The sequence below is a fragment of the Chitinophaga sp. SYP-B3965 genome (assembly GCF_009647655.1).
In the GTDB taxonomy this organism is placed as follows: Bacteria; Bacteroidota; Bacteroidia; order Chitinophagales; family Chitinophagaceae; genus Chitinophaga.
Genome location: NZ_WJFD01000007.1, coordinates 233,923 through 254,719, shown reverse-complemented (window position 1 = coordinate 254,719; position 20,797 = coordinate 233,923). Strand labels below are relative to the sequence as shown.

Below are 20,797 nucleotides of genomic sequence, written 5' to 3'. Positions count from 1 at the left end.
ATGGAATTTAGCTATATTGGAAATTACAATTCCACTTATGAAATACGTTGTAGCCCTCCTAATCCTTGTCTGTGGCCTTTTTGCATGCAACCAGATCCCACCTGATGTGGAAAAGGTTTTAGTACTCGCAGAAAACAATCGAAGCGAACTGGAAAAAGTGATCACTCATTTTAAGCATGATCCGGAAAAATATAAAGCCGCCTTATTCCTGATCGGTAATATGGATGGTCAGTACTCCTACCAGGGAGAAATGGTGGAACATTTCAAAGCTATCTTTGATGTGCTCGATTCCCTCCATCGGAATAATATTAAAGTGCCCATTACTTCTCCTATATTATTACATGCCTGGGATTCTTTAGTAGCAGCGGAAGGAAGTACACCCCAGGCACAGGATGCAGAAATAGCCCGGGATCACCAGACCTTATCTGCAGCTTATCTCATCCAGCATATCGACTGGTCTTTTAAAGTATGGAAAGAAAGCCCCTGGTGTAAGAACCTCAGCTTTGAACAATTCTGCGAATACCTTTTGCCCTACAGGGCCTCACACGAAACACCGGAAATATTCCACGAACGTTTGCGCAAACGTTTCGGCACTTTGCAGGATACTTCCAAAGCCAATAACAGTTGTGATTTTACAGATCAGTTCAATAAACAGGTAAGGGCCTTTGCCAGCGTAAGCAATACCATGCGCCTCTATCCTTTTGATTTCAGCATCAGCCAGATGGAAAAAGGTCGCAGAGGTTCCTGCGCACATCTTTCCCAATATGAAGTGATGGCCTTACGCGCAAATGGTGTTCCTGCTGCCATTGATTATACACCCATGTGGGGAGATCTGAACAGAGGCCATCAATGGGACGTACTGTTACAGGAAAACGGCACCTGTTATGCTTTTGATGCTGCAGCTTCCGGTTTCGGCGGTGTGTATAATTATCCCTACCGATTCTCTAAAGTCTTCCGCAAAACCTTTGCAACACAACATCCCATAGATACACCATCTATACATGAGGTACCAGCAATGCTGCTGAACAACAAGCAACGGGATGTAACAGAAGAATACACCCTGGTAAGTGATCTGGAAATCCCGCTCACCATAGATTTTGAGATCCCCAGGGATTACGCCGTGATCTGCACTTTCAACACCAAAAGCTGGTCTGCACAATCGTATGGCCCTGTCAAAAATAAAAAAGCCACATTTACCAAAATGGGCAGGAACCTGCTTTACATAGTCATGTACTATTACCAGGGAACATACTACCCGGCTACGAAACCTTTTATTTTACAAAACAGTGGCAGCATCCAATACCTGCAACACACACCACCACACCAGGAAATGCAACTCCTGAGAAAATATCCCCGTTTCATTGGTACCCTGAATTATATGAGCGCCATGGTGGGCGGCCGTTTCCAGGGAGCCAACAAACAGGATTTCTCCGATTCCGTCAATCTGTTCACCGTAACAGAAGTACCCGAAAAAATTGAAACCGCACTCATTTCGCAACAGCAACTTTTCCGTTATGTCCGTTTCATTGCACCGCATGGCATCAGAACAAATGTGGCAGAACTGAAATTCTTTCAGGGGGCAACACAACTGTTCGGAAAAACAATTGGCTTCCCGGATGTATCGCAGGAAGAAACAGGGACCGGACTCATAAATGTTTCTGATGGTGATCCCGCCACTTATTTCTCCGGCATAAAAGATAGCATCAGCTGGGCCGGACTGGATCTTGGCAAACCGAAAAAGATTACCCGCATCCGTTACTGCCCCCGCAGCGATACCAATTTTATACTGGAAGGTGATACTTACGAACTCCGCTACTGGGATGGCGAAAAATGGGTCGTAGCAGGAAAACAAACTGCCACGGAACAACGCCTGCTTTTCAAAGATGTTCCTGCCGGCACTGTTTATATTCTCCATGATTTATCAAAAGGTAATGAAGAACGTATTTTCACTTATGAGAACGGAAAACAGGTCTGGTGGTAATATGATCGTGATCGTATTGATCACAGGATGCCTGCTGTATGCCATTTTCACCATGAACCGGGCCTTTACAATTGGCTACGCTTTTGCATTGCTGATCGTACTATACCCTATGCTCAGGAAGTGGCGCTACATCATTGCAGGTCTACTTGCATTATTACCATTCGTACTGGCCATTAGTATGAAAACTGGTTCCAGCAAAGGAAGGATGCTGATCTATAAGATCTCCGCATCCATATTCCGCGATCATTATGCACAAGGTATCGGATGGGGGAAATTCCAAACGGTGTACAACAATTATCAGGCAGCCTATTTCAGTAAAGGGAATTATACTACAGCAGAATTCCTGTCCGCAGACAATACCTATTTTGCCTTTAATGATTATTTTCAATGGATGATAGAAGGTGGCTGGATAGCCATCATTGGCATCCCCCTGCTGATCGTTATGATCATATGGCTGATGCTAAAAACCCGTAGATCTCCCTTACTCATCATAGCCGTTGCACAGTTAGCCGCCATCATGATAGCCGCCTGTTTCACACATGTATTTGAAAAGCCCTTGTTCCAATGCCTTGCAGTGATGGCCATAGTTATCATAGCGGGCATCAGATGGTTCTACGCAGCCATACCAGCCATCTTGTTATTACTATTCCACTATGGTCATTATTTGTGGTATTATAAAGATTACCAGCAGATCAAAGAAGCCAAAACATTATCATCCACCGGCAACCGCGCGGCCGCATTGCAAATTTACGAAATATTACACCCGCGCTTCCGCCAGTATCCTGAATTCTTCATGGATTACGGTACACTTTTATTAGAGATGCAGGAAGCACCTGAAGCAAAAAAAATACTGCTGCAAGCCTGCACCATGCGCCCGAATAATAACTGGCTGATGAAACTGGGAGAAGCATATGAAGAAACAGGAGATCTCAAGCAGGCTGAAGCTGTTATGTTGAAGGCCGTATATATGGTTCCCAATCGTTTTGGTAGCAAAATGGAACTTTTCAGTTTCTATCAACGTTACAAGCGTTTTAACCAGGCTGAGAAATGGGGCAAAATTATTCTGGAACAACCTGTAAAGATTCCTTCAGATCAGGTTGAACGGATCAAAAAATACATCTCGGAACAAACTTTATTGTTTAGTACGCCTTAACAAATGGCATCTCCCGACATAGGGTACGTGTTTGATACCTGTTTGATATCACTTCGTTCCCCCATGGTTAGAAATACTAAAAAAGGCTGCCCCTCACAGGGCAGCCTTTTCTTATAGAAAACATACGCTTATTTCGCTATCAAACGGAAGAAATCAATACCAACCGGTGCCTTTTCTGCAGGATCTGCAGCTTTGAACACCAGGTATAAAGCATGTTTCTGATTACCCGTCCAGGTGGGGAAAGTGATCGTTGCTGTGGTAGCTGTTTCTTTAGCACCGCCAGGTCCGATGGTTACTTCACCCAGTTTCTCGCCGGTAGGGCTATCCAGATGAGCAGCTACTACATAACCAGAAAGCGGGGTTTCCTGCACATAATAGGTCAGCTCAATACCATTCACCTCAGCCAGATCAAGATCTCTGTAAGCAGCCCAGGAAGTGGCAGTAGGCACCAGCACTTTCATACCGCTGATCTCAACCGTAGCTGCTCCATCCACTTGTTTGTAGTTCTCTGCCTGAATTTTAGGATTCCGCAGTTCTACATTCGCTGAACCAGTGATAGGCCTGATACCTGCACCACCTTTATCTGTATAGCTGGCTATCAGATACAATATGCCACGGTCTTTCAGCTCACCACCCACTGTAGGGGATACAGAACCAGTTGCCGGTAAAGAAGGCTCCTGTTTGTTACCGCCTGCCAGCGAGAAAATATACTCCACGATCTGTTTTGCCTCCGTGTTGGAAAGACCAGGATGCGCAGACATCGCAGTTTCACCCCAAACACCACCGCCACCTTTGATGATCTTATCAGCCAGGTACTCCGGAGATTTTGGATCATCTTTATATTTAGCAGCTACATCCATAAAGCTAGGCCCGATGGATTTCTCATTCGGTTTGTGACAGGTTTTACAGTCAGAAGTTTCCATGATGTTCTTACCCGCAATAGCACCTGAAATGATCTGGTGCCCTTGTGGCATGCCTGCTTTATCTCTGCCTTCCATATACAGCGCCTTCACATAAAGGTTCGCTGCATCCAGGTTCCCAGCTGCAGTACTGCCATCTTCTTTATCCGTTACATTCACGGTATAACGAACTTGTTTACCCGGGAAGTAGAACATCTTGTTACCCGTAATATCAATGTTCACTTCCGGTGTTTCGTTACCGGCGTACACACTGATCATTTTACTGCGGGTAGTAGCGCCTTTGCTGTCTGTTACATCTACAAATACAGGATACTCTCCTGCTGTTGTGAATGTTTGCTCAACAAAAGGTTCTGTTGTTTCTTTCTTGTTGCCGTTGCCGAAATTCCAGAGGAAGGAGATAGCGTCGCCGTCAGGGTCCACTGCATCATCTGCTGTAATTTTTACTTTGAACGGTAATCCACCGGTGAGTTTGCTCACAGATAATCCTGTTCTCGGCGCACGGTTGCCACCATTGAAATCGATGCGGGATAAAGCAGCATCCGCATTTTTACTGAACCATCCGTTACCATATTCCAGGATGTACAAACGGCCATCAGGACCCATTTCCATATCAATGGGTGCATTGAATTTCGTGCCGGACATAAACCTTTCCATCTTCACATAGTTACCATCTTTGTCCATGGTAACCGCCATGATCCAACCACGGATCCAGTCGTAGATAAAGAGTTTGCCATTATAATAATCCGGGAAACGTGTTTCCTTTGGATAGAATTCTGAGTAGTAAACCGGCCCTGCTTCTGCATTACGGCCACCTGTACCAACCAGCGGAAATTCCGCAGATTTAGCATAAGGATACCAGATAAATGCTTTTTGCGCTGGCGGTAATTCCTGCAAACCAGTATTGTTGCGGGAATTATTAATTGGTTTTTCAGGATTGTTGTAAGCCCCTGATACACCTGTTTCATAATCAAATGCACGGTAAGGTTTGTTATCTGCAATGAACAAAGGATAACCGAAATAACCGGCTTTCTTTGCCTGATTTACTTCATCATAACCTTGCGGGCCACGGGTAGAATCATCCTTGCTTGCATCCGGACCAACTTCACCCCAATACAGGTAACCTGTTTTGCGGTCAACAGAAATACGGTAAGGGTTACGTGTACCCATTGCATAGATCTCTGCTTTTGTTTTATCCGTAGCCTTGAAGAGGTTGCCTTCCGGAATTTCATAAGAACCATCTTCCTTCACGCGGATACGCAATACCTTTCCACGCAGGTCATTTGTATTGGAAGAACTTCTGCGGCCATCATATTGATGGTGACCGGGACGATCATCCACCGGACCAAAACCTTTACTGGTAAAAGGTTGCTCCGGTTCATCAAATGGAGTAGTATTATCTCCTGTGGAAACATAGAGCAAACCATCAGGGCCAAAGGTGATAGAACCACCGGTATGGCAACAGATCTGACGTTGAGAATAGAATTGCAGGATCACTTTTTCACTTTCAGGGATCACTTTATTATCCTTAAAAGTAAAACGGCTCAGCCTGTTCACCGAAGTATCTGTTGGAGAGTAAAAAAGATAGATGTAATTATTCTTTGCAAATTCAGGATCTGCTGCGATGCCCAGCAAACCTTCTTCCGCATTTACTTTGGGTACATCTGTTTTGAAATACACGTTCAGGAAACCTACCTGCGATAATGCCTTGGTAGTATTGTTATAGAACATGATCTCACCACGGCGTTGTATTACCAGGATATCCAGGTTAGGCAACACCGCCATTTCTGTAGGTTCAAAAAAGTTACCGCTGTTCAGTACCTGTTTGGTAAAACGATCTTCATCAGGTAAACGTTGTGTGGTTGCTTTTGCATAATCCAGCACCTGGTTGTTACCAATAGCATATTTAATACCACCCAGGATGTGTTGCAGGTAAGCAGACTCTGTATAAGATTCTTCTGTATGACCTAACTCTGTATAGAAAGCACGGCCGCCATCATAACTATGATACCAGCTGATAGGATGATCTTCACCCATTTTGCCGCCGGTGTAAGATTTCTCATCCACCGTGATCAGCACATTGGTTTCTTTATTGACATTTTTAAAATTGTACCACTCGTCCGTATGTTCCCAGATATCCTGCAAATGTTTGGTAGCGGCATGGCTCTTGTCTTTGATGATCAGTTTGGCTTTGGCAGTTCCCGGAGGATGGCTTTCAAAATAAGCGCCTACCATTTTGCCATACCATGGCCAGTCGTATTCAGAATCAGCAGCAGCGTGGATACCCACAAAACCACCGCCGGCCTGGATGTACCTTTCAAAATCAGCCTCCTGGCGGCTATCCAGCATATCCCCTGTTGTATTCAGAAAGATCACGGCTGCATATTGCTGTAAGGAATCTTCAGAAAAACGCGCCGCGTTTTCCGTTGTATCCACTTCAAAACCATTCTCCTTGCCTAATTGTTGGATAGCTTTAATTCCTGCAGGTATAGAGGCATGGCGGAAACCGGTGGTCTTTGTGAACACCAGCACCTTAGGGATGCCCGGGCGGGTTTTACTGCAACTCGCAGCACCAATGCCCATTACGGCGAGGATCAAAATGATAAAAAAATGTCTCATTATTTATTGCGTTTGTAAAGTAAACGTGGGATTATTAAAAGCCAGTAGAGACGCAATATTTGCGTCTCTACTATTTTATACTATCTCATGATCTTCATTTCTTCTTCCCGATTACATACTCAATTCCTCCCAGCACATGTTTCAGAAATGCTTCTTCTTTATAGGATTCTTTGGTATGCCCCAGTTCTGTATAGAACATACGGCCACCATCAAATTCACGATACCAGCTCATCGGATGATCATCACCGTTTTTGCCGCCCGTGTAGGACTTCTCATCGATTTTGATCAGCACATGTAAACCCGGTACAATGCTTTTAAAATTATACCATTCATCCTTGCGGATCCAGGTAGCATCCAGATGTTTGGTAGCAGGATGTGTACGATCCACTACCTGTAAGGTGGCTGTTTGCTGATTAGGATGACTGAGGAAATATGCACCTACCAATTGGTTGTACCATGGCCAGTCGTATTCCGTATCCGTAGCAGCGTGAATACCAACGTACCCACCCCCTTTTTTGATATAGGATTCCATCGCAGCCTGTTGTTCATCGTTCAGTATGTTTCCTGTAGTGCTCAGAAAAACGATGGCTTTGTATCTTTTCAGATTCTTGGCAGTGAACACGGAAGCGTCTTCCGTAGTATCCACGTCAAAACCATTTTCTGCGCCCATTTGGAGCATAGCGAGTTTCCCGACAGGGATGGCATCATGTCTGAAACCTGCTGTTTTGGAAAACACGAGTAAGCGTGGTTTCGCCTTTTTGAAAGCGTAACTGGCACTCATAACGAGCAGGCTCAGGAATAACAGAAAATATTTTTTCCGGATCATATATTAAAGTTGGCGGAGCTTGATGTTCTTGTACCAAACCTTGTTACCATGGTCTTGCAAAGCAATGTGACCTTTGGAGAAAGCACCAAAACCATCCCAGGTTTTGAACTTGCTGCCAGCGATCAGTTTCTTCCACTCTTCAGTACCCATAGTAGTTTCAGCAGTTACTTTACCGTTCAGGATCAGGGTGAGTTTACCGTCTTTTTTGATGATCTTGGCGGTATTCCACTGACCTACTGGTTTAGTGTAACGGGCTGGTGCAGCAATCAGGTCATACAGATCACCTGAATTGTGTTTGTGGATCTTACCATCGGAATGTTTATCATCATCCAGTACCTGCATTTCAGGACCGGTAGAATAAGTAGCGCCATATTTAGCTTCATCCTTTACACCAAAGATGATACCGCTGTTACCACCTTCAGAGATCTTCCAGTCGATTTGCAGTTCATAATTTTCGTACTCGTCAACAGTGATCAGGTCACCACTCGTAGCGCCTGCTTTTTTAGCATCTGTATCCAGGAAGAGGGCACCGTCCTCAATTTTCCAGGAACCAGGAACGCCAGCTTGTTTGAAGCCTTTCCAGCCTTCAGTGGTTTTGCCGTCAAACAGCAATACCCAACCGTCTTTCTTTTCTTTTTTGCTCAGTGAAGGTGTGCTTTGTGCAAAGGTGGTTGCTGAAGCCGCCAGCACACCTAATAATAATGTGGAAGAGATAATACGTTTCATAAACGAAATGGATTTTAAAATGTCTTTTGTAAACTGGTTATTTAACGGAAAGGATGTACTTCACCATTTCCACCGCATCTTCTTTAGGAACGCCGGCGTGCGGAGCCATTGGAATTTCGCCCCAGTTACCGGAACCACCTTTGATTATTTTGTCTGCCAAAGTAGTAATGTTTGCATCCGTGGCAGGGTATTTTGCAGCTATTTCTTTGAAAGAAGGCCCGATCACTTTTTCGGTTTCTTTATGGCAGGTAGCGCAATCCTGACCAGCAATCAATTCTTTTCCTTTCCCGGCAACACTTACTACCATGGAATTATCAGCAGCAGGAGCAGGTGTTTCTGTTTCAGCTTTTTTCTCTTCTGCCTTTTTTTCTTCGCCACCACCACATGCAGTCAGCGCTACCATCACTGCGCAGATCATTGCCGGCGCCCATATAAGTTTTTTCATCTTTTTGCTTGTTTATGTTATTTAGAAAATCGTTTTAGCGCACTTTATTTTTAAAGACCCAATACTCTTTTATTCAGGTTTTCGTCTGCTCCCCTTCCGGCAAAATCATCAAATGCTTTTTCCGTTACGCGGATGATGTGATCCTTGATAAATGGCGCTCCTTCACGGGCACCATCTTCCGGATGTTTCATGCAACACTCCCATTCCATCACAGCCCATCCTGAATAATTGTATTGTGTCAGTTTACTGAACACTGCCTTGAAATCTACCTGTCCATCTCCCAGGGAACGGAATCTGCCCGGGCGGTCTATCCAACCCTGGTAACCTCCGTAAACGCCGGAACGGCCGGTGGGGTTAAATTCCGCATCCTTCACATGGAACATTTTTATTTTCTCGTGGTAGATATCTATGTAAGAAAGATAGTCGAGGCATTGCAGTACAAAATGGCTTGGATCATATAACAGGCAAGCACGCTGATGGTTGCCGGTAGCTGCCAGGAATTGTTCATAGCTGGCGCCATCATGGAGATCTTCTCCCGGATGCACTTCATAACAGAGGTCTACTCCGTTCGCATCCATTTCATTCAGAATAGGTAACCAGCGGTTGGCCAGTTCCTTAAATCCTGTTTCCACTAAGCCTGCAGGGCGTTGTGGCCAGGGGTAAACAGTATGCCACAGCAAAGCACCACTGAAAGTAGCATGTGCATCCAGCCCTAAATTACGACTGGCTTTTGCAGCATATTTTAATTGATTCACCGCCCATTCCGTACGCGCTTTGGGATTACCCCTTAAAGCCTCCGGAGCAAAACCGTCGAACAACTCATTGTAAGCAGGATGTACCGCCACCAGCTGACCTTGCAGGTGTGTGGACAATTCCGTGATCTCCATACCGGCTGCCTGTACGATGCCTTTTATTTCATCTGCATACGTTTTGCTTTCTGCCGCTTTTTGCAGATCAATTACACGGGCATCCCATGTTGGGATCTGCACACCTTTAAAACCAAGGCCGGCAGACCATTTACAGATGCTCTCCAATGTATTGAAGGGCGCTTTATCATCCAGGAACTGCGCCAGGAAGATCCCTGGCCCTTTGATCGTTCTCATAATCTCTTCCTTATCTGATTTAAAAAATTCAAGTTCACTTTTTATCCGGGATACAAAACTGATCCTCGCCGGATGGGAATATGATCTTACTCAATTCATCTCTTCACAACTCCCGCCCACAAAATTGACCTGACCTCTCCTACACCACTAAATTTCGAACTTCGTCCATTTCTCCGCACTCGCAGATGATTTCACCACCATATCAATAAATGCCATCCCACGGATACCATCATCCACACCCGGGAAATCCAATGCTCCCATTGTTGGCGGCACACCATCTATCTTAGCCTGCAACGTTAAAGCAAAGTTGCGATAGAGGTTACCGAATGCTTCCAGGTATCCTTCCGGATGTCCACCCGGCGTACGGCAATTATGTGTGGCAAAGCTGTCCAGATGAGGATTACCAGCTCCTGCGCGATAGATCTCTGTAGGTTTATCCAGCCATTTCACCAGCAAGGTATTCGGTTCATGCTGCGCCCATTCCAGACCACCCTTTTCTCCATACACACGGATCTTCAATGCATTCTCTTCACCAGCTGCTACTTGCGAAGCCATTAGCACACCAGCTGCTCCTCCATCAAAACGAAGTAATACGGCTCCATCGTCATCCAGCATGCGGCCTTCCACCATGATATTGAGATCGGCACACAATTTATCGATTTTTTGGCCGGAAATGTATTCTGCCAGATTAGCTGCATGGGTACCAATATCTCCGAAACATCCGCTTTTACCGGAACGTTTGGGATCTGTACGCCAGGCCGCCTGTGCATTACCTTCCCGCTCACTGAGTTTGCTCAGCCAGCCCTGGGGATATTCCACCCATACTTTACGGATCTTACCCAGCGCACCATTTTTTACCATGGCTTTTGCCTGTTTTACCATAGGGTAACCAGTATAAGTATGTGTGAGCAACAGCGTTTGGCCGGTTGCTTCCACTTTGGCTTTCAGTTGTTTTGCTTCATCCAGCGTAAAGGTGATGGGTTTCTCCACCACTACGTGAAAACCTTTGTCCAATGCCATCATGGCTGGTTCAAAGTGTGCAAAGTTGGGAGTCACGATGGTGATGAAATCCAGCCTTTTATCAGCAGGCATGGCAGCTTCTTTCTCTAACATCGTTTTAAAATCTGTGTAGATGCGGTCTTCGTCAAGGAAGAGGGAACGTCCTGAATCCTGTGCTATCTCCGGGTTAATGCTCAAAGCACCTGCTTTCAGTTCAATCAATCCGTCCATATTAGCCGCGAGGCGGTGGATGGCTCCGATGAAGGCGTCTTTTCCGCCTCCGATCATGCCCATTCTAAGTTTCCTGTTCATTATATATACAATATGCTTTTATAAATAGTTTTACGCTGGTTGTGTTTGTGTCAGTTCTACTTTGGCTTTGTTACGGAAGCTGAAATATAAAGCACCGAAAGCCACGATCAGGATAACAGGCATGATCATTACCGTAGTAAGGGTATCACGGCCAGCCTGTAATTCGGCGGCTGCCGCATCTGCTCCCGCCTGCAGGGCTTTGGCTTTGTTATTGTCATACCATCCGCCCATAAAAGGCAAGATAATAGCAACAGACAACATACCGGCACCGCCCATAATATTTAATCCGATGGCACCCGTTTTAGGAATGTATTCAGATACAAAACCCAGCATGGTAGGCCAGAAATAACAAACCCCGATAGCAAATACAAATGCTGCAGCAAAAGTTACATACCCGCTGGCATGGCTCAGCCAGAATAAACCAACCGTTGCAAAAATGGCAGAAAGTACCAGCATGCCTGCAGGATTTAATCTATGTACAACCGGACCCGCAAAAAGACGGCCCAGTGCCATGATACCATTAATAAATACCAGCAACAGGATAGCCGGAACACCCACCTGGCCTAATAATGCATTGATCCACTGGCCGGTACCTAATTCTGAGGCAGCCGTGAGCATCATGCAAAGCACCATGAAAATAAATAAAGGGCCTATACAGGCTTTCAGCATATCTCCATAAGATACGCCGGAAGCAGCTCTTTCTGTTTTCGGGAACTCCATGGTAAAGAATAAAGCACCATAAATAACAGTAGGTACGATCAGCACCCCCATCAGCCACTGCCATGGAAGATGTAATTGCTCCATCATGGCAAAACCGATCAGCCCGCCGATCACAATACCACCGGGGAACCACATGTGGAACCGGTTCAGCATTTTTGTTTTCTGTGTAGAATAAATAGTGGCCACCAATGGGTTACAAGCCGCTTCCACACTACCATTTGCAATACCTATTAATAAGGTACCCAGGAATAAAGGCCAGAAAGTAACGGAAGTAATGGTTAAGATCACACCGGCAATATGTCCAAAGAAAGCGATGTACAGGATCTTTTTCATGCCCAGTACGTCGATCAAGGGCCCGCCAATGATCTGCGCCAGGGTGAATCCCCAGAAAGCGGTACCAGCAATCAGCCCGATTTGCTCGTTCGATAAAACAAAATCCTTGCCCCACGCAGGCATGATCTCTGCACGGATAGCAAAGGTCATGGCTGTAACAATTAATGAAAGACAACTGGTGTAAAAAAGCTTTTTAGGCTGTATTTGCTTCATAGACGTGATTTGTGAAAATTCAATGGCTCAATTAAAACGTTTAAATTTATAAAAAGTATTTACATATTTAAATCTTTTTATGATGGAAACAGCCCGTTAGCTAAACATTCCATCAATTTAGCATGGTACCTCCTTTGTTATTTTTTTGGGTGAACTGCTATTAAACCGCATCCCTACCTCATTTTTCGAGGTTTTCCCCCAAAAATTCCTAATTTTACGAGCCTCTGGAAAAGGGGACAACTGTTACTGCCACCTTGGCACAATCAGCTGTCTGGGCGTAATATTTGTCTATATTCTGCCTGCACAGGGGTTACATTTTATTATAAGAAATCGAAAATTTTAACATGCTAGGTTTTTTAACAAAGCTTTTTGGTGGAAACAAGTCTGATAGAGACATCAAACTGATCCTACCCGTAGTGAAGCAGATCAGCGATGAGTACGAAAGACTTTCTCACCTTACCATTGATGAACTGCGTGCCAAAACGCAGGATTTCCGCGCCCGTATTAAAGCTCATCTGGCTGAAACGGACAAAGAGATTGCAGCCAAGAAAGCTTCCGCTGAAAATGATGAGGACGTAAATACGAAAGATATCACCTATGGTGAAATAGATAAACTGATCAAAGAACGCGACAAAAAGATCGAAGAGGTCCTGAAAGAGATCCTCCCCGAAGCTTTTGCCGTTGTAAAAGACGCCGCCCGCCGCCTCAAGGAAAATGGTACCATCACTGCCAAAGCCACAGACCTGGACCGCCAGTTAGCGGTTAAAAAGGATTATGTGACCATTGAAGGTGACAAAGTGACCTGGAAGAATTCCTGGATCGCCGGTGGTACAGAAGTGACCTGGAACATGGTACACTATGATGTACAGCTGATAGGTGGTGGTGTGCTCCATTCCGGCAAAATTGCTGAAATGGCCACAGGTGAAGGTAAAACCCTTGTTTCTACCCTCCCCGCTTACCTGAATGCACTGGCTGGTGAAGGTGTTCACATCGTAACCGTGAATGATTACCTCGCCCGTCGTGACTCTGAATGGAATGGCCCCCTCTTTGAATTCCTCGGTATTACTGTTGATTGTATCGATAAACACCAGCCTCACTCTGCAGAACGCCGTTTAGCCTATCAGGCAGATATCACCTATGGTACCAATAACGAATTCGGTTTTGACTACCTCCGTGATAACATGGTGCACAGCCCTGAAGAAATGGTGCAACGCAAACACCATTATGCTATGGTGGATGAGGTGGATAGCGTATTGATCGATGATGCACGGACCCCGCTCATCATTTCCGGTCCTATCCCCCGTGGTGACGAACAGGAATTCCACGCACTGAAACCACGCATCCAGCGTTTGGTGGAAGAGCAAAGGAAAGTGGTGAATGCTTACCTCTTAGAAGCAAAGAAATTAATAGCAGAAGGTAAAGATGATCCCAAAACTGGTGGTCTTGCCCTGATGCGTGCATGGCGTGGTCTTCCAAAGAACAGCGCTACTATTAAATATTTGAGCGAACCCGGCGTGAAAGTGCTGCAACAAAAAGCAGAGAACTATTACATCGCGGATCAGCAAAGGGAAATGCCGAAAGTTGACGAAGGTCTTTACTTCCACATCGAAGAAAAGAACAACAGCGTAGACCTCACAGAAAAAGGTATTGCCCTCATCACCGGCGCCGGAGAAGATCCAAACTTCTTCCTCATGCCCGATGTGGGTTCTGAAATAGCAGAACTGGAAAAACTGGACCTCACCGCAGAAGAAAGACTGCAAAGGAAAGACCAGCTGTTGCAGGACTTCGCCATTAAATCTGAACGTATCCACTCCGTACAACAATTACTGAAAGCCTACACTTTATTTGATAAAGACGTAGAGTATGTGGTAATGGACGGAAAAGTGAAGATCGTAGATGAGCAGACAGGTCGTATCCTGGATGGCCGCCGTTACTCAGATGGTTTACACCAGGCGATTGAAGCAAAGGAAAATGTAAAGGTAGAAGCCGCTACACAAACCTTTGCCACCATCACCCTGCAAAACTACTTCCGGATGTATCACAAGCTGGCCGGTATGACCGGTACAGCAACCACAGAAGCCGGTGAGTTCTGGGAGATCTACAAACTGGATGTGATCACCATCCCTACCAACCTCCCCATCACACGTAAAGATGCGGAAGACCTGGTGTACAAAACCAAAAGAGATAAATACAAAGCAGTAATAGAAGAGATCAAAGGTTTGCAAAAAGCAGGACGCCCTGTACTGGTGGGTACTACCTCCGTGGAAGTATCTGAGTTACTCGGCAAAATGCTCGCTTTCGAAAAGATCCCTCACAATGTATTGAACGCCAAACAACATGCCCGTGAAGCACAGATCGTTGCAGAAGCTGGTTTGCCTGCTGCTGTAACCATCGCCACCAACATGGCTGGTCGTGGTACGGACATTAAACTCGGGCCTGGTGTAAAAGAAGCCGGCGGTTTGGCCATCATTGGTACAGAACGTCACGAAAGCCGTCGTGTGGATCGCCAGTTGCGTGGTCGTGCAGGACGTCAGGGAGATCCCGGTACCTCTCAGTTCTTTGTATCACTGGAAGATGACCTGATGCGCATGTTCGGTTCAGACCGCATTGCTTCACTGATGGACAGGATGGGATATAAAGAAGGAGAAGTGATCCAGCACAGCATGATCACCCGTTCCATTGAAAGAGCTCAGAAGAAAGTAGAGGAAAATAACTTCGGTATCCGTAAACGCCTCCTGGAGTATGATGACGTGATGAACAAACAACGTTCCGTTATCTATTCCAAACGTAACCACGCCCTCTTAGGTGAAAGACTGTCCATCGATATCGATAACGCTTTCTACGAAGTGGCAGAAGGTTTGGTAACCACACACCGTGAAACCGGCGACTACGAAACCTTTAAGCTCGATGTGATCCTGAACTTTGCAGTAGATACTGCCATCACACAGGATGAACTGAACAAAGGAAACGTACAGGAAATAGCAGAAAAACTTTACGGAGAAGCTACCCACAATTATACCCGCAGAACAACAGAAGTGATGCATGGCACCCTCCCCGTGATCAAAAAGATCTACGAGGAACAAGGTCAGCACATTGAAAATATCTCCATTCCATTTACAGATGGCAAGAAAGGCATTAACGTGCTGGCGCCACTGAAAAAAGTAGTGGAAACACAAGGCCGCGAAACTGTTGCAGCCCTGGAACGCAGTATCACCCTCGCATTGATAGATGATGCCTGGAAAGAACACCTGCGCGCCATGGATGATCTGAAACAATCTGTACAAAGTGCCGTTTACGAACAAAAGGATCCATTGCTGATCTACAAGTTTGAAGCCTTCCAGTTGTTCAAGCAAATGAGTGCGGAAAACAGTAAAGAGATCGTGGCGTTCCTTTGCAAAGCTGGTATCCCCGGCAGCCAGGGAGAAGATGAGATCACAGAAGGCCATGAGCAAAAAACCGATATGAGCCGTATGCGTGCTTCACATCAGGAGTTTGAAAATGGCGGAGCACCACAGCAACGTGAACAGGAATATGCGCCGGTAGAAGAACAACACCGTCCTGAACCAGTACGTGTTGGACCAAAAGTAGGCCGTAACGATCCTTGTCCATGCGGCAGTGGTAAAAAGTTCAAAGCCTGCCACGGTAAAGACGCTTAAATTTTACCATGCAATAATTGCACGATATTTCAATAATTGCATACGGAGTTACCCAGGTCATCTGTGTAACTCCGTTATGTTTTAAGAAAAACCCGCTATGAAATTAAACCGCTACATAGACCATACAATACTGAAGCCCACCACCACTCTGGAGGATATCAAACATCTCTGCATGGAAGCTGTAGAGTATGATTTTGCAGCTGTTTGCATTCCTCCTCCCTTCGTCAAACTCGCTAAAACATTTGTAGGTAATACCACCACCAAAGTGGCCACCGTAGTAGGTTTCCCCTTTGGTTATTCTGCCATAGAAGCGAAAGTAGCAGAAAGTGTTCTATCTATTATTGATGAAGCAGACGAGCTGGACATGGTAGCCAATATCCTGGCTATCCGCAATGGGGACTGGGGTTACGTGGAAAAAGAAATAGCCACCGTAATGCCCCTGATCCGGAATAAACAGCGGGTAATAAAGGTGATTATTGAAAGTGGCATATTATTGGAGGAAGAGATCATAAGATGTTGCGAATTATATGCAAAACACGGGGTGGACTTCGTAAAAACGTCCACCGGGTATGCGGAAAAAGGAGCCAGTGTAGAAGCCGTGGCATTAATGCGTAAACATTTACCTGCTAATATTCAAATAAAGGCTTCCGGAGGGATTCGTACCTTTGCCTTTGCCCAGGAACTAATAGCCGCCGGCGCCACCCGGATTGGAGCAAGTGCGAGTGTAGAGATTATGAAACAGGCGAATGCGGGCTAATAGGCATCGTGCAGATGAAAAAAGCAAACGCCGGCAAACAAGCACCGTTCAAATAAAAAATACCCACGCCTGCCCGCAGGGCAGCGTGCAAATGAAACAAACGAACGTCAACAGACAGGCACAGTGCAGATGAAATAAATGCCAACGGAGATAGGCATCATTCAAATAAAAAAACACCCACGCCTGCCCGCAGGGCAGCGTGCAAATGAAAGAAGCGAACGCCAACAGACAGGCACAGTGCAGATGAAATAAATGCCAACGGGAGATAGGCATCATTCAAATAAAAAATCCCCCACGCCTGCCCGAAGGGCAGCGTGTACAACTCAGAAAAAACAAACGATTTACATATGCTCTATAGAACAGGCTGTTTATTTCTTTTGATGCTCGCTGCAGTTACCACTGTACGAGCACAGGATAGCGCCAATGCAGAAGGAAGCGTTAAAGTATCAAAAGACAGCCGCATAGACGTGCTGATCAAAAAACAGATCTATATCAACACCCTGGCTATCCGCAACCAACCAGGCTTCCGCGTACAGATCCATTCCAGCAACAGAAGGAATGAAGCCAGTGACGCCAAAGCCAAAGTGATGCAGTTATACCCGGAATACCGCACCTACCTGGATTTCCAGGCCCCATATTTCAAAGTGCGCATAGGCGATTTCAAAACCCGCGAAGAAGCCACCGAACTAAGGGATAAACTATCCACCCAGTTTACCGGCGGCGTATTTGTAGTACCGGCTATCATCAACGTGTCACCGGAAAAAGAAATAGAATGAAGAACCGGATCCAATCCCTGGCCAGGCAATATGCGCCTGACCTGATAGCTTGCAGGCATCACCTCCACTCCCATCCTGAACTGTCTTTCCAGGAATACGAAACATCTAAATTTATCCAGGCAAAACTGGATGAATACGGCATCTCCTATAGAGCAGGTGTAGCAGGAACAGGTGTAGTGGCCCTCATAGAAGGAAAGAACCCTTCCAAAAAGATCATTGCCTTAAGAGGAGATATAGATGCATTGCCCATTGAAGAAGCCAACGATGTACCTTATAAATCTAAGAACCCCGGCGTAATGCATGCCTGTGGCCATGATGTACATACAACAGTTGTACTCGGCGCAGCCCGCATCCTGCAACAGGTGAAAGATGAATTTGAAGGTACCGTGAAAATATTATTCCAGCCGGGAGAAGAAAAACACCCCGGAGGAGCCAGCCTGATGATCAAAGACGGCGCCCTGGAAAATCCCAAACCACAGGCCATCCTGGGTTTGCATGTATTACCCGCTATGGAAACCGGCAAACTCGGATTCCGCGCAGGAAAATACATGGCCAGTGCAGATGAGATTTATATTACTGTGAAAGGAAAAGGCGGTCATGCTGCCGCACCACATCTCACGGCAGATACTATTCTCATTGCCTCCAATCTCATTGTGAGCCTGCAGCAGATCATCAGCAGGAACAATGATCCTTTCTCCCCTTCTGTATTATCCATCTGCGCTTTCAATGGCGGATTCACCACTAATGTGATCCCCAGCGAGGTAAAACTGATGGGCACCTTCCGTGCCATGGATGAAACCTGGCGTTTCAAAGCCCATGACCTGATCCGCAAACATGCTACAGAACTGGTACATGCGATGGGAGCAGAAATAGATATTGATATCCTGGTAGGTTATCCAACACTTTATAACAACGAAGCTGTTACGGCGACTGCGCGTACTTTGGCAGAACAATACATGGGCCAGGAAAATGTGGTGGACACAGAACTGCGGATGGGGGCAGAAGATTTTTCCTTCTACTCACAAGTGATCCCCGCCTGCTTCTTCAGATTAGGCACAGGTAATAAAGCACGTGGCATTTCAGCCGGAGTGCATACGCCGATATTTGATATTGATGAAAATGCATTGGAAATAGGAGCAGGCACCATGGCTTACCTCGCTACCCAATTCTGACAATAAAAAAACCGTTCCGATGAATATCGGAACGGTAATACATTCATAGAGAGACTAGAATTATTGCGTTTTTTGTAAGTACGTTTTCATATCCGCCGCTTTCCCATCCACCCTGATCCTCGCGGTACTATCCAATTGCACGGGAAGTATGTTTTTAATATTATTAGGCGTAACGAAAGTGATGCCAGTACTTTTACCCATCGTAAGCGCCAGCGTATCAACATGACTGTTATCAACCACCATCACCTGCGCATTTGAATCTGCATGCAGTTGCAGTACCGGTATATCCAACCCTAACAGCATGAAATTAGCTGAATTGGCCAGATGTAAGGCCAATGGCTCTTGCTGACGGATCCGGTCAACATTCATGATGCCACCAACGGAAGCAACAGAAGATAACGCGGGGGCAAAAAGACGCAGCGGTATGCTCCCATCCGGTATATAATCAGCACGGCCAAACGCACCATCTTCGCTGCTAAAGCCGATAAATAAAGTATCTCCCTGATAATGGTACCTTAAGATCGGTTCAAAATTTGAAGGTATCTCCAGCTCATGTTTATTTCTATCACCTACGCTCAGATGAATGGTCCGGCTTACCCAACTTTGGCTGCTGCGGGATTGGTGCAGATACTGCCGGCCATCATATACAACATGCTGAAATGGCTTCATAGTAACCGTTGAACGGGTTGTTTTCTGATATTCACTGGAAAGGTTACCTGCCTTTAATTGTACGTTGAGCAGCACGTTAAAGAGCACGAGTGTAATAACGACAAAGAAGAACAGAACGATAAGGAGTTTATTACTTGTTTTCATGCGAAGTTCTTTTTAAATAAATGTTTAAGCTTTCGCCTGGCGGGTTTTGAATTTCTCAAAGCGTGCCTTTAACTCATCTAACTCAACCCCCAGCAGGAACATCTTCCGGAAGAACTGTGGTAATTCTTCCTGTAAGAATTGTTCTTTACGTAATGCAATTACTTTGCGGAGCGCATCCTCACTTACATAATATCCTAATCCGCGGCGGGTATAGATGATCCCCTGCTGCTGCAAGTATTCGTAGGACCGCATAATGGTATTGGGATTTACTTCCAGGTTCACGGCCAGCTCCCTTACAGAGGGTACTTTTCCTTCCGGTGGCCAATGTTGCAACTGCACCTGATCACAAACGTAATCTGCAATTTGCAGGTAGATGGCCTGAGTATTATTGAATTCCATGATCGATCTGTTTTAGAGTTGCTGCTCCCGGAGCTTAGCAAGTGTCACGTAGAAAAAGAATAGCGGGATCAGTCCAAGGAAGATGAGAAAAAACAGCATCTGGTGATCCGGTAATGAAAGCCAGTAAGAGCTCCCATCTATATAATACCCATACTCGCTCTTCCCGGAGAAACGCATGCTGCGGTAAGGCGATGAGCCAACTATTTCATACCGGACAGGAAAAGGTAGTTTATTCACTTTAGCATGGTAACCCGCCACTTTTGCACTGGCGTCCTTCACTACCACTTTATTGATCACGTCATTCGCACCGGCAATAAATATGGCTGTTAAACAAACCAGTACTATCGTCTTCACAAATGTGAACCGCCTGAACCAGATAGCACCCAGTAAAGCCACAGACTGCACCAAACCAAATGTCATGAGTAAATACTGACCCTCTATTCCGCCCAGCATATAGATATCATTCCTGTTGCCTAATACTTGTACATCTACTGTATTAACTATTGCAATACAAATAAAGTACAGCAACAGGAAAACAATCGGGAAAAGAAAGAAGACGAAGAGCACCGCAACTGCCAGCCGTTCCGCATTGGAAACCGGCAAAAGGATAGACTGAATCCGCTTGTCTTTATCCCCATACTGCGTAAAGATAAGAGAGGCAAAAAAAGCACCGGATAGGATCAGGGCAACTGTTACAAAATCTATTTGGTTCTCAAATTGAAAACCATTTTTAGAAGTAAAAACGCTCAGGAACATAAAACAGAGCATGACACCTGCCATAGCAGCCATAGACAGCAGATACAGCTTACGGTTTGCTGCCAGCTGCAATTTGAATAAGTACGAGAAACGGGCAAAAGAAAATTGCATATAGGAATAT

Annotated in this window: 16 protein-coding genes; 6 read left to right on the top strand and 10 right to left on the bottom strand. The window is 45.5% G+C overall.

The window, feature by feature from the left end; all coding sequences use genetic code 11:
- Window positions 1–37 precede the first annotated feature (37 nt).
- Window positions 38–1,981: a discoidin domain-containing protein gene (locus GFS24_RS27360; protein ID WP_153665398.1), complete on the top strand. Its 1,944-nt coding sequence runs from the start codon at window positions 38–40 to the stop codon at window positions 1,979–1,981.
- Complete coding sequence (locus GFS24_RS27355) at window positions 1,932–3,134, top strand: O-antigen ligase family protein (RefSeq protein ID WP_173003213.1); 1,203 nt, start codon at window positions 1,932–1,934, stop codon at window positions 3,132–3,134. Before GFS24_RS27360 ends, GFS24_RS27355 begins: the two co-directional genes overlap by 50 nt.
- Window positions 3,135–3,262: 128 nt before the next feature.
- On the opposite strand, the gene GFS24_RS27350 is transcribed toward GFS24_RS27355, so the two are convergent.
- From GFS24_RS27350 to GFS24_RS27320, 7 genes are all read right to left on the bottom strand, one after another.
- On the bottom strand, window positions 3,263–6,670 hold the full coding sequence (locus GFS24_RS27350) for a ThuA domain-containing protein (protein ID WP_153665394.1): 3,408 nt from the start codon (window positions 6,668–6,670) through the stop codon (window positions 3,263–3,265).
- Window positions 6,671–6,764: 94 nt separating this feature from the next.
- The gene (locus GFS24_RS27345; RefSeq protein WP_153665392.1) at window positions 6,765–7,496 is read right to left on the bottom strand and encodes a ThuA domain-containing protein; all 732 of its coding nucleotides are present in this window, start codon (window positions 7,494–7,496) and stop codon (window positions 6,765–6,767) included.
- Between the two features lie 3 nt (window positions 7,497–7,499).
- On the bottom strand, window positions 7,500–8,222 hold the full coding sequence (locus tag GFS24_RS27340) for a DUF1080 domain-containing protein (RefSeq protein ID WP_153665390.1): 723 nt from the start codon (window positions 8,220–8,222) through the stop codon (window positions 7,500–7,502).
- Window positions 8,223–8,259: 37 nt separating this feature from the next.
- The gene (locus GFS24_RS27335; protein ID WP_153665388.1) at window positions 8,260–8,667 is read right to left on the bottom strand and encodes a c-type cytochrome; all 408 of its coding nucleotides are present in this window, start codon (window positions 8,665–8,667) and stop codon (window positions 8,260–8,262) included.
- A 50-nt stretch (window positions 8,668–8,717) separates the two neighbouring features.
- Entirely contained in the window at window positions 8,718–9,770 is a 1,053-nt protein-coding gene (locus tag GFS24_RS27330) for a sugar phosphate isomerase/epimerase (protein ID WP_153665386.1), read from the bottom strand.
- A gap of 147 nt (window positions 9,771–9,917) precedes the next feature.
- The gene (locus GFS24_RS27325; protein WP_153665384.1) at window positions 9,918–11,081 is read right to left on the bottom strand and encodes a Gfo/Idh/MocA family protein; all 1,164 of its coding nucleotides are present in this window, start codon (window positions 11,079–11,081) and stop codon (window positions 9,918–9,920) included.
- A gap of 30 nt (window positions 11,082–11,111) precedes the next feature.
- Window positions 11,112–12,347 carry a sugar MFS transporter gene (locus tag GFS24_RS27320; protein WP_153665382.1) on the bottom strand — a complete coding sequence of 412 codons (1,236 nt, stop codon included), beginning with the start codon at window positions 12,345–12,347 and terminating at the stop codon, window positions 11,112–11,114.
- A gap of 344 nt (window positions 12,348–12,691) precedes the next feature.
- On the opposite strand from GFS24_RS27320, the gene secA reads away from it, so the two are divergent.
- The 4 genes from secA to GFS24_RS27300 all read left to right on the top strand — a co-directional run bounded on the left by secA (window position 12,692) and on the right by GFS24_RS27300 (window position 18,708).
- Window positions 12,692–16,003 carry a preprotein translocase subunit SecA gene (gene secA / locus GFS24_RS27315; RefSeq protein WP_153665380.1) on the top strand — a complete coding sequence of 1,104 codons (3,312 nt, stop codon included), beginning with the start codon at window positions 12,692–12,694 and terminating at the stop codon, window positions 16,001–16,003.
- Window positions 16,004–16,100: 97 nt separating this feature from the next.
- A complete protein-coding gene (deoC, locus tag GFS24_RS27310) occupies window positions 16,101–16,760 on the top strand; it encodes a deoxyribose-phosphate aldolase (RefSeq protein ID WP_153665378.1) in 660 nt (219 codons plus the stop codon).
- 347 nt (window positions 16,761–17,107) lie between these two features.
- Window positions 17,108–17,536 (top strand): SPOR domain-containing protein, encoded by a 429-nt coding sequence (locus tag GFS24_RS27305; RefSeq protein WP_153665376.1) that lies wholly within the window; start codon window positions 17,108–17,110, stop codon window positions 17,534–17,536.
- Entirely contained in the window at window positions 17,533–18,708 is a 1,176-nt protein-coding gene (locus GFS24_RS27300) for a M20 family metallopeptidase (RefSeq protein WP_153665374.1), read from the top strand. Before GFS24_RS27305 ends, GFS24_RS27300 begins: the two co-directional genes overlap by 4 nt.
- A gap of 60 nt (window positions 18,709–18,768) precedes the next feature.
- Here GFS24_RS27300 and GFS24_RS27295 read toward each other — a convergent pair whose 3' ends face one another.
- Genes GFS24_RS27295 through GFS24_RS27285 form a run of 3 tightly spaced genes read right to left on the bottom strand, consistent with a single transcriptional unit; the run spans window position 18,769 to window position 20,787 of the window.
- Window positions 18,769–19,521, bottom strand: a complete 753-nt coding sequence (locus GFS24_RS27295; protein ID WP_153665372.1) for a hypothetical protein — start codon at window positions 19,519–19,521, stop codon at window positions 18,769–18,771.
- Between the two features lie 24 nt (window positions 19,522–19,545).
- Window positions 19,546–19,920, bottom strand: a complete 375-nt coding sequence (locus tag GFS24_RS27290) for a GntR family transcriptional regulator (RefSeq protein ID WP_153665370.1) — start codon at window positions 19,918–19,920, stop codon at window positions 19,546–19,548.
- 12 nt (window positions 19,921–19,932) lie between these two features.
- Window positions 19,933–20,787, bottom strand: a complete 855-nt coding sequence (locus tag GFS24_RS27285) for a hypothetical protein (protein ID WP_153665368.1) — start codon at window positions 20,785–20,787, stop codon at window positions 19,933–19,935.
- Window positions 20,788–20,797 lie beyond the last annotated feature (10 nt).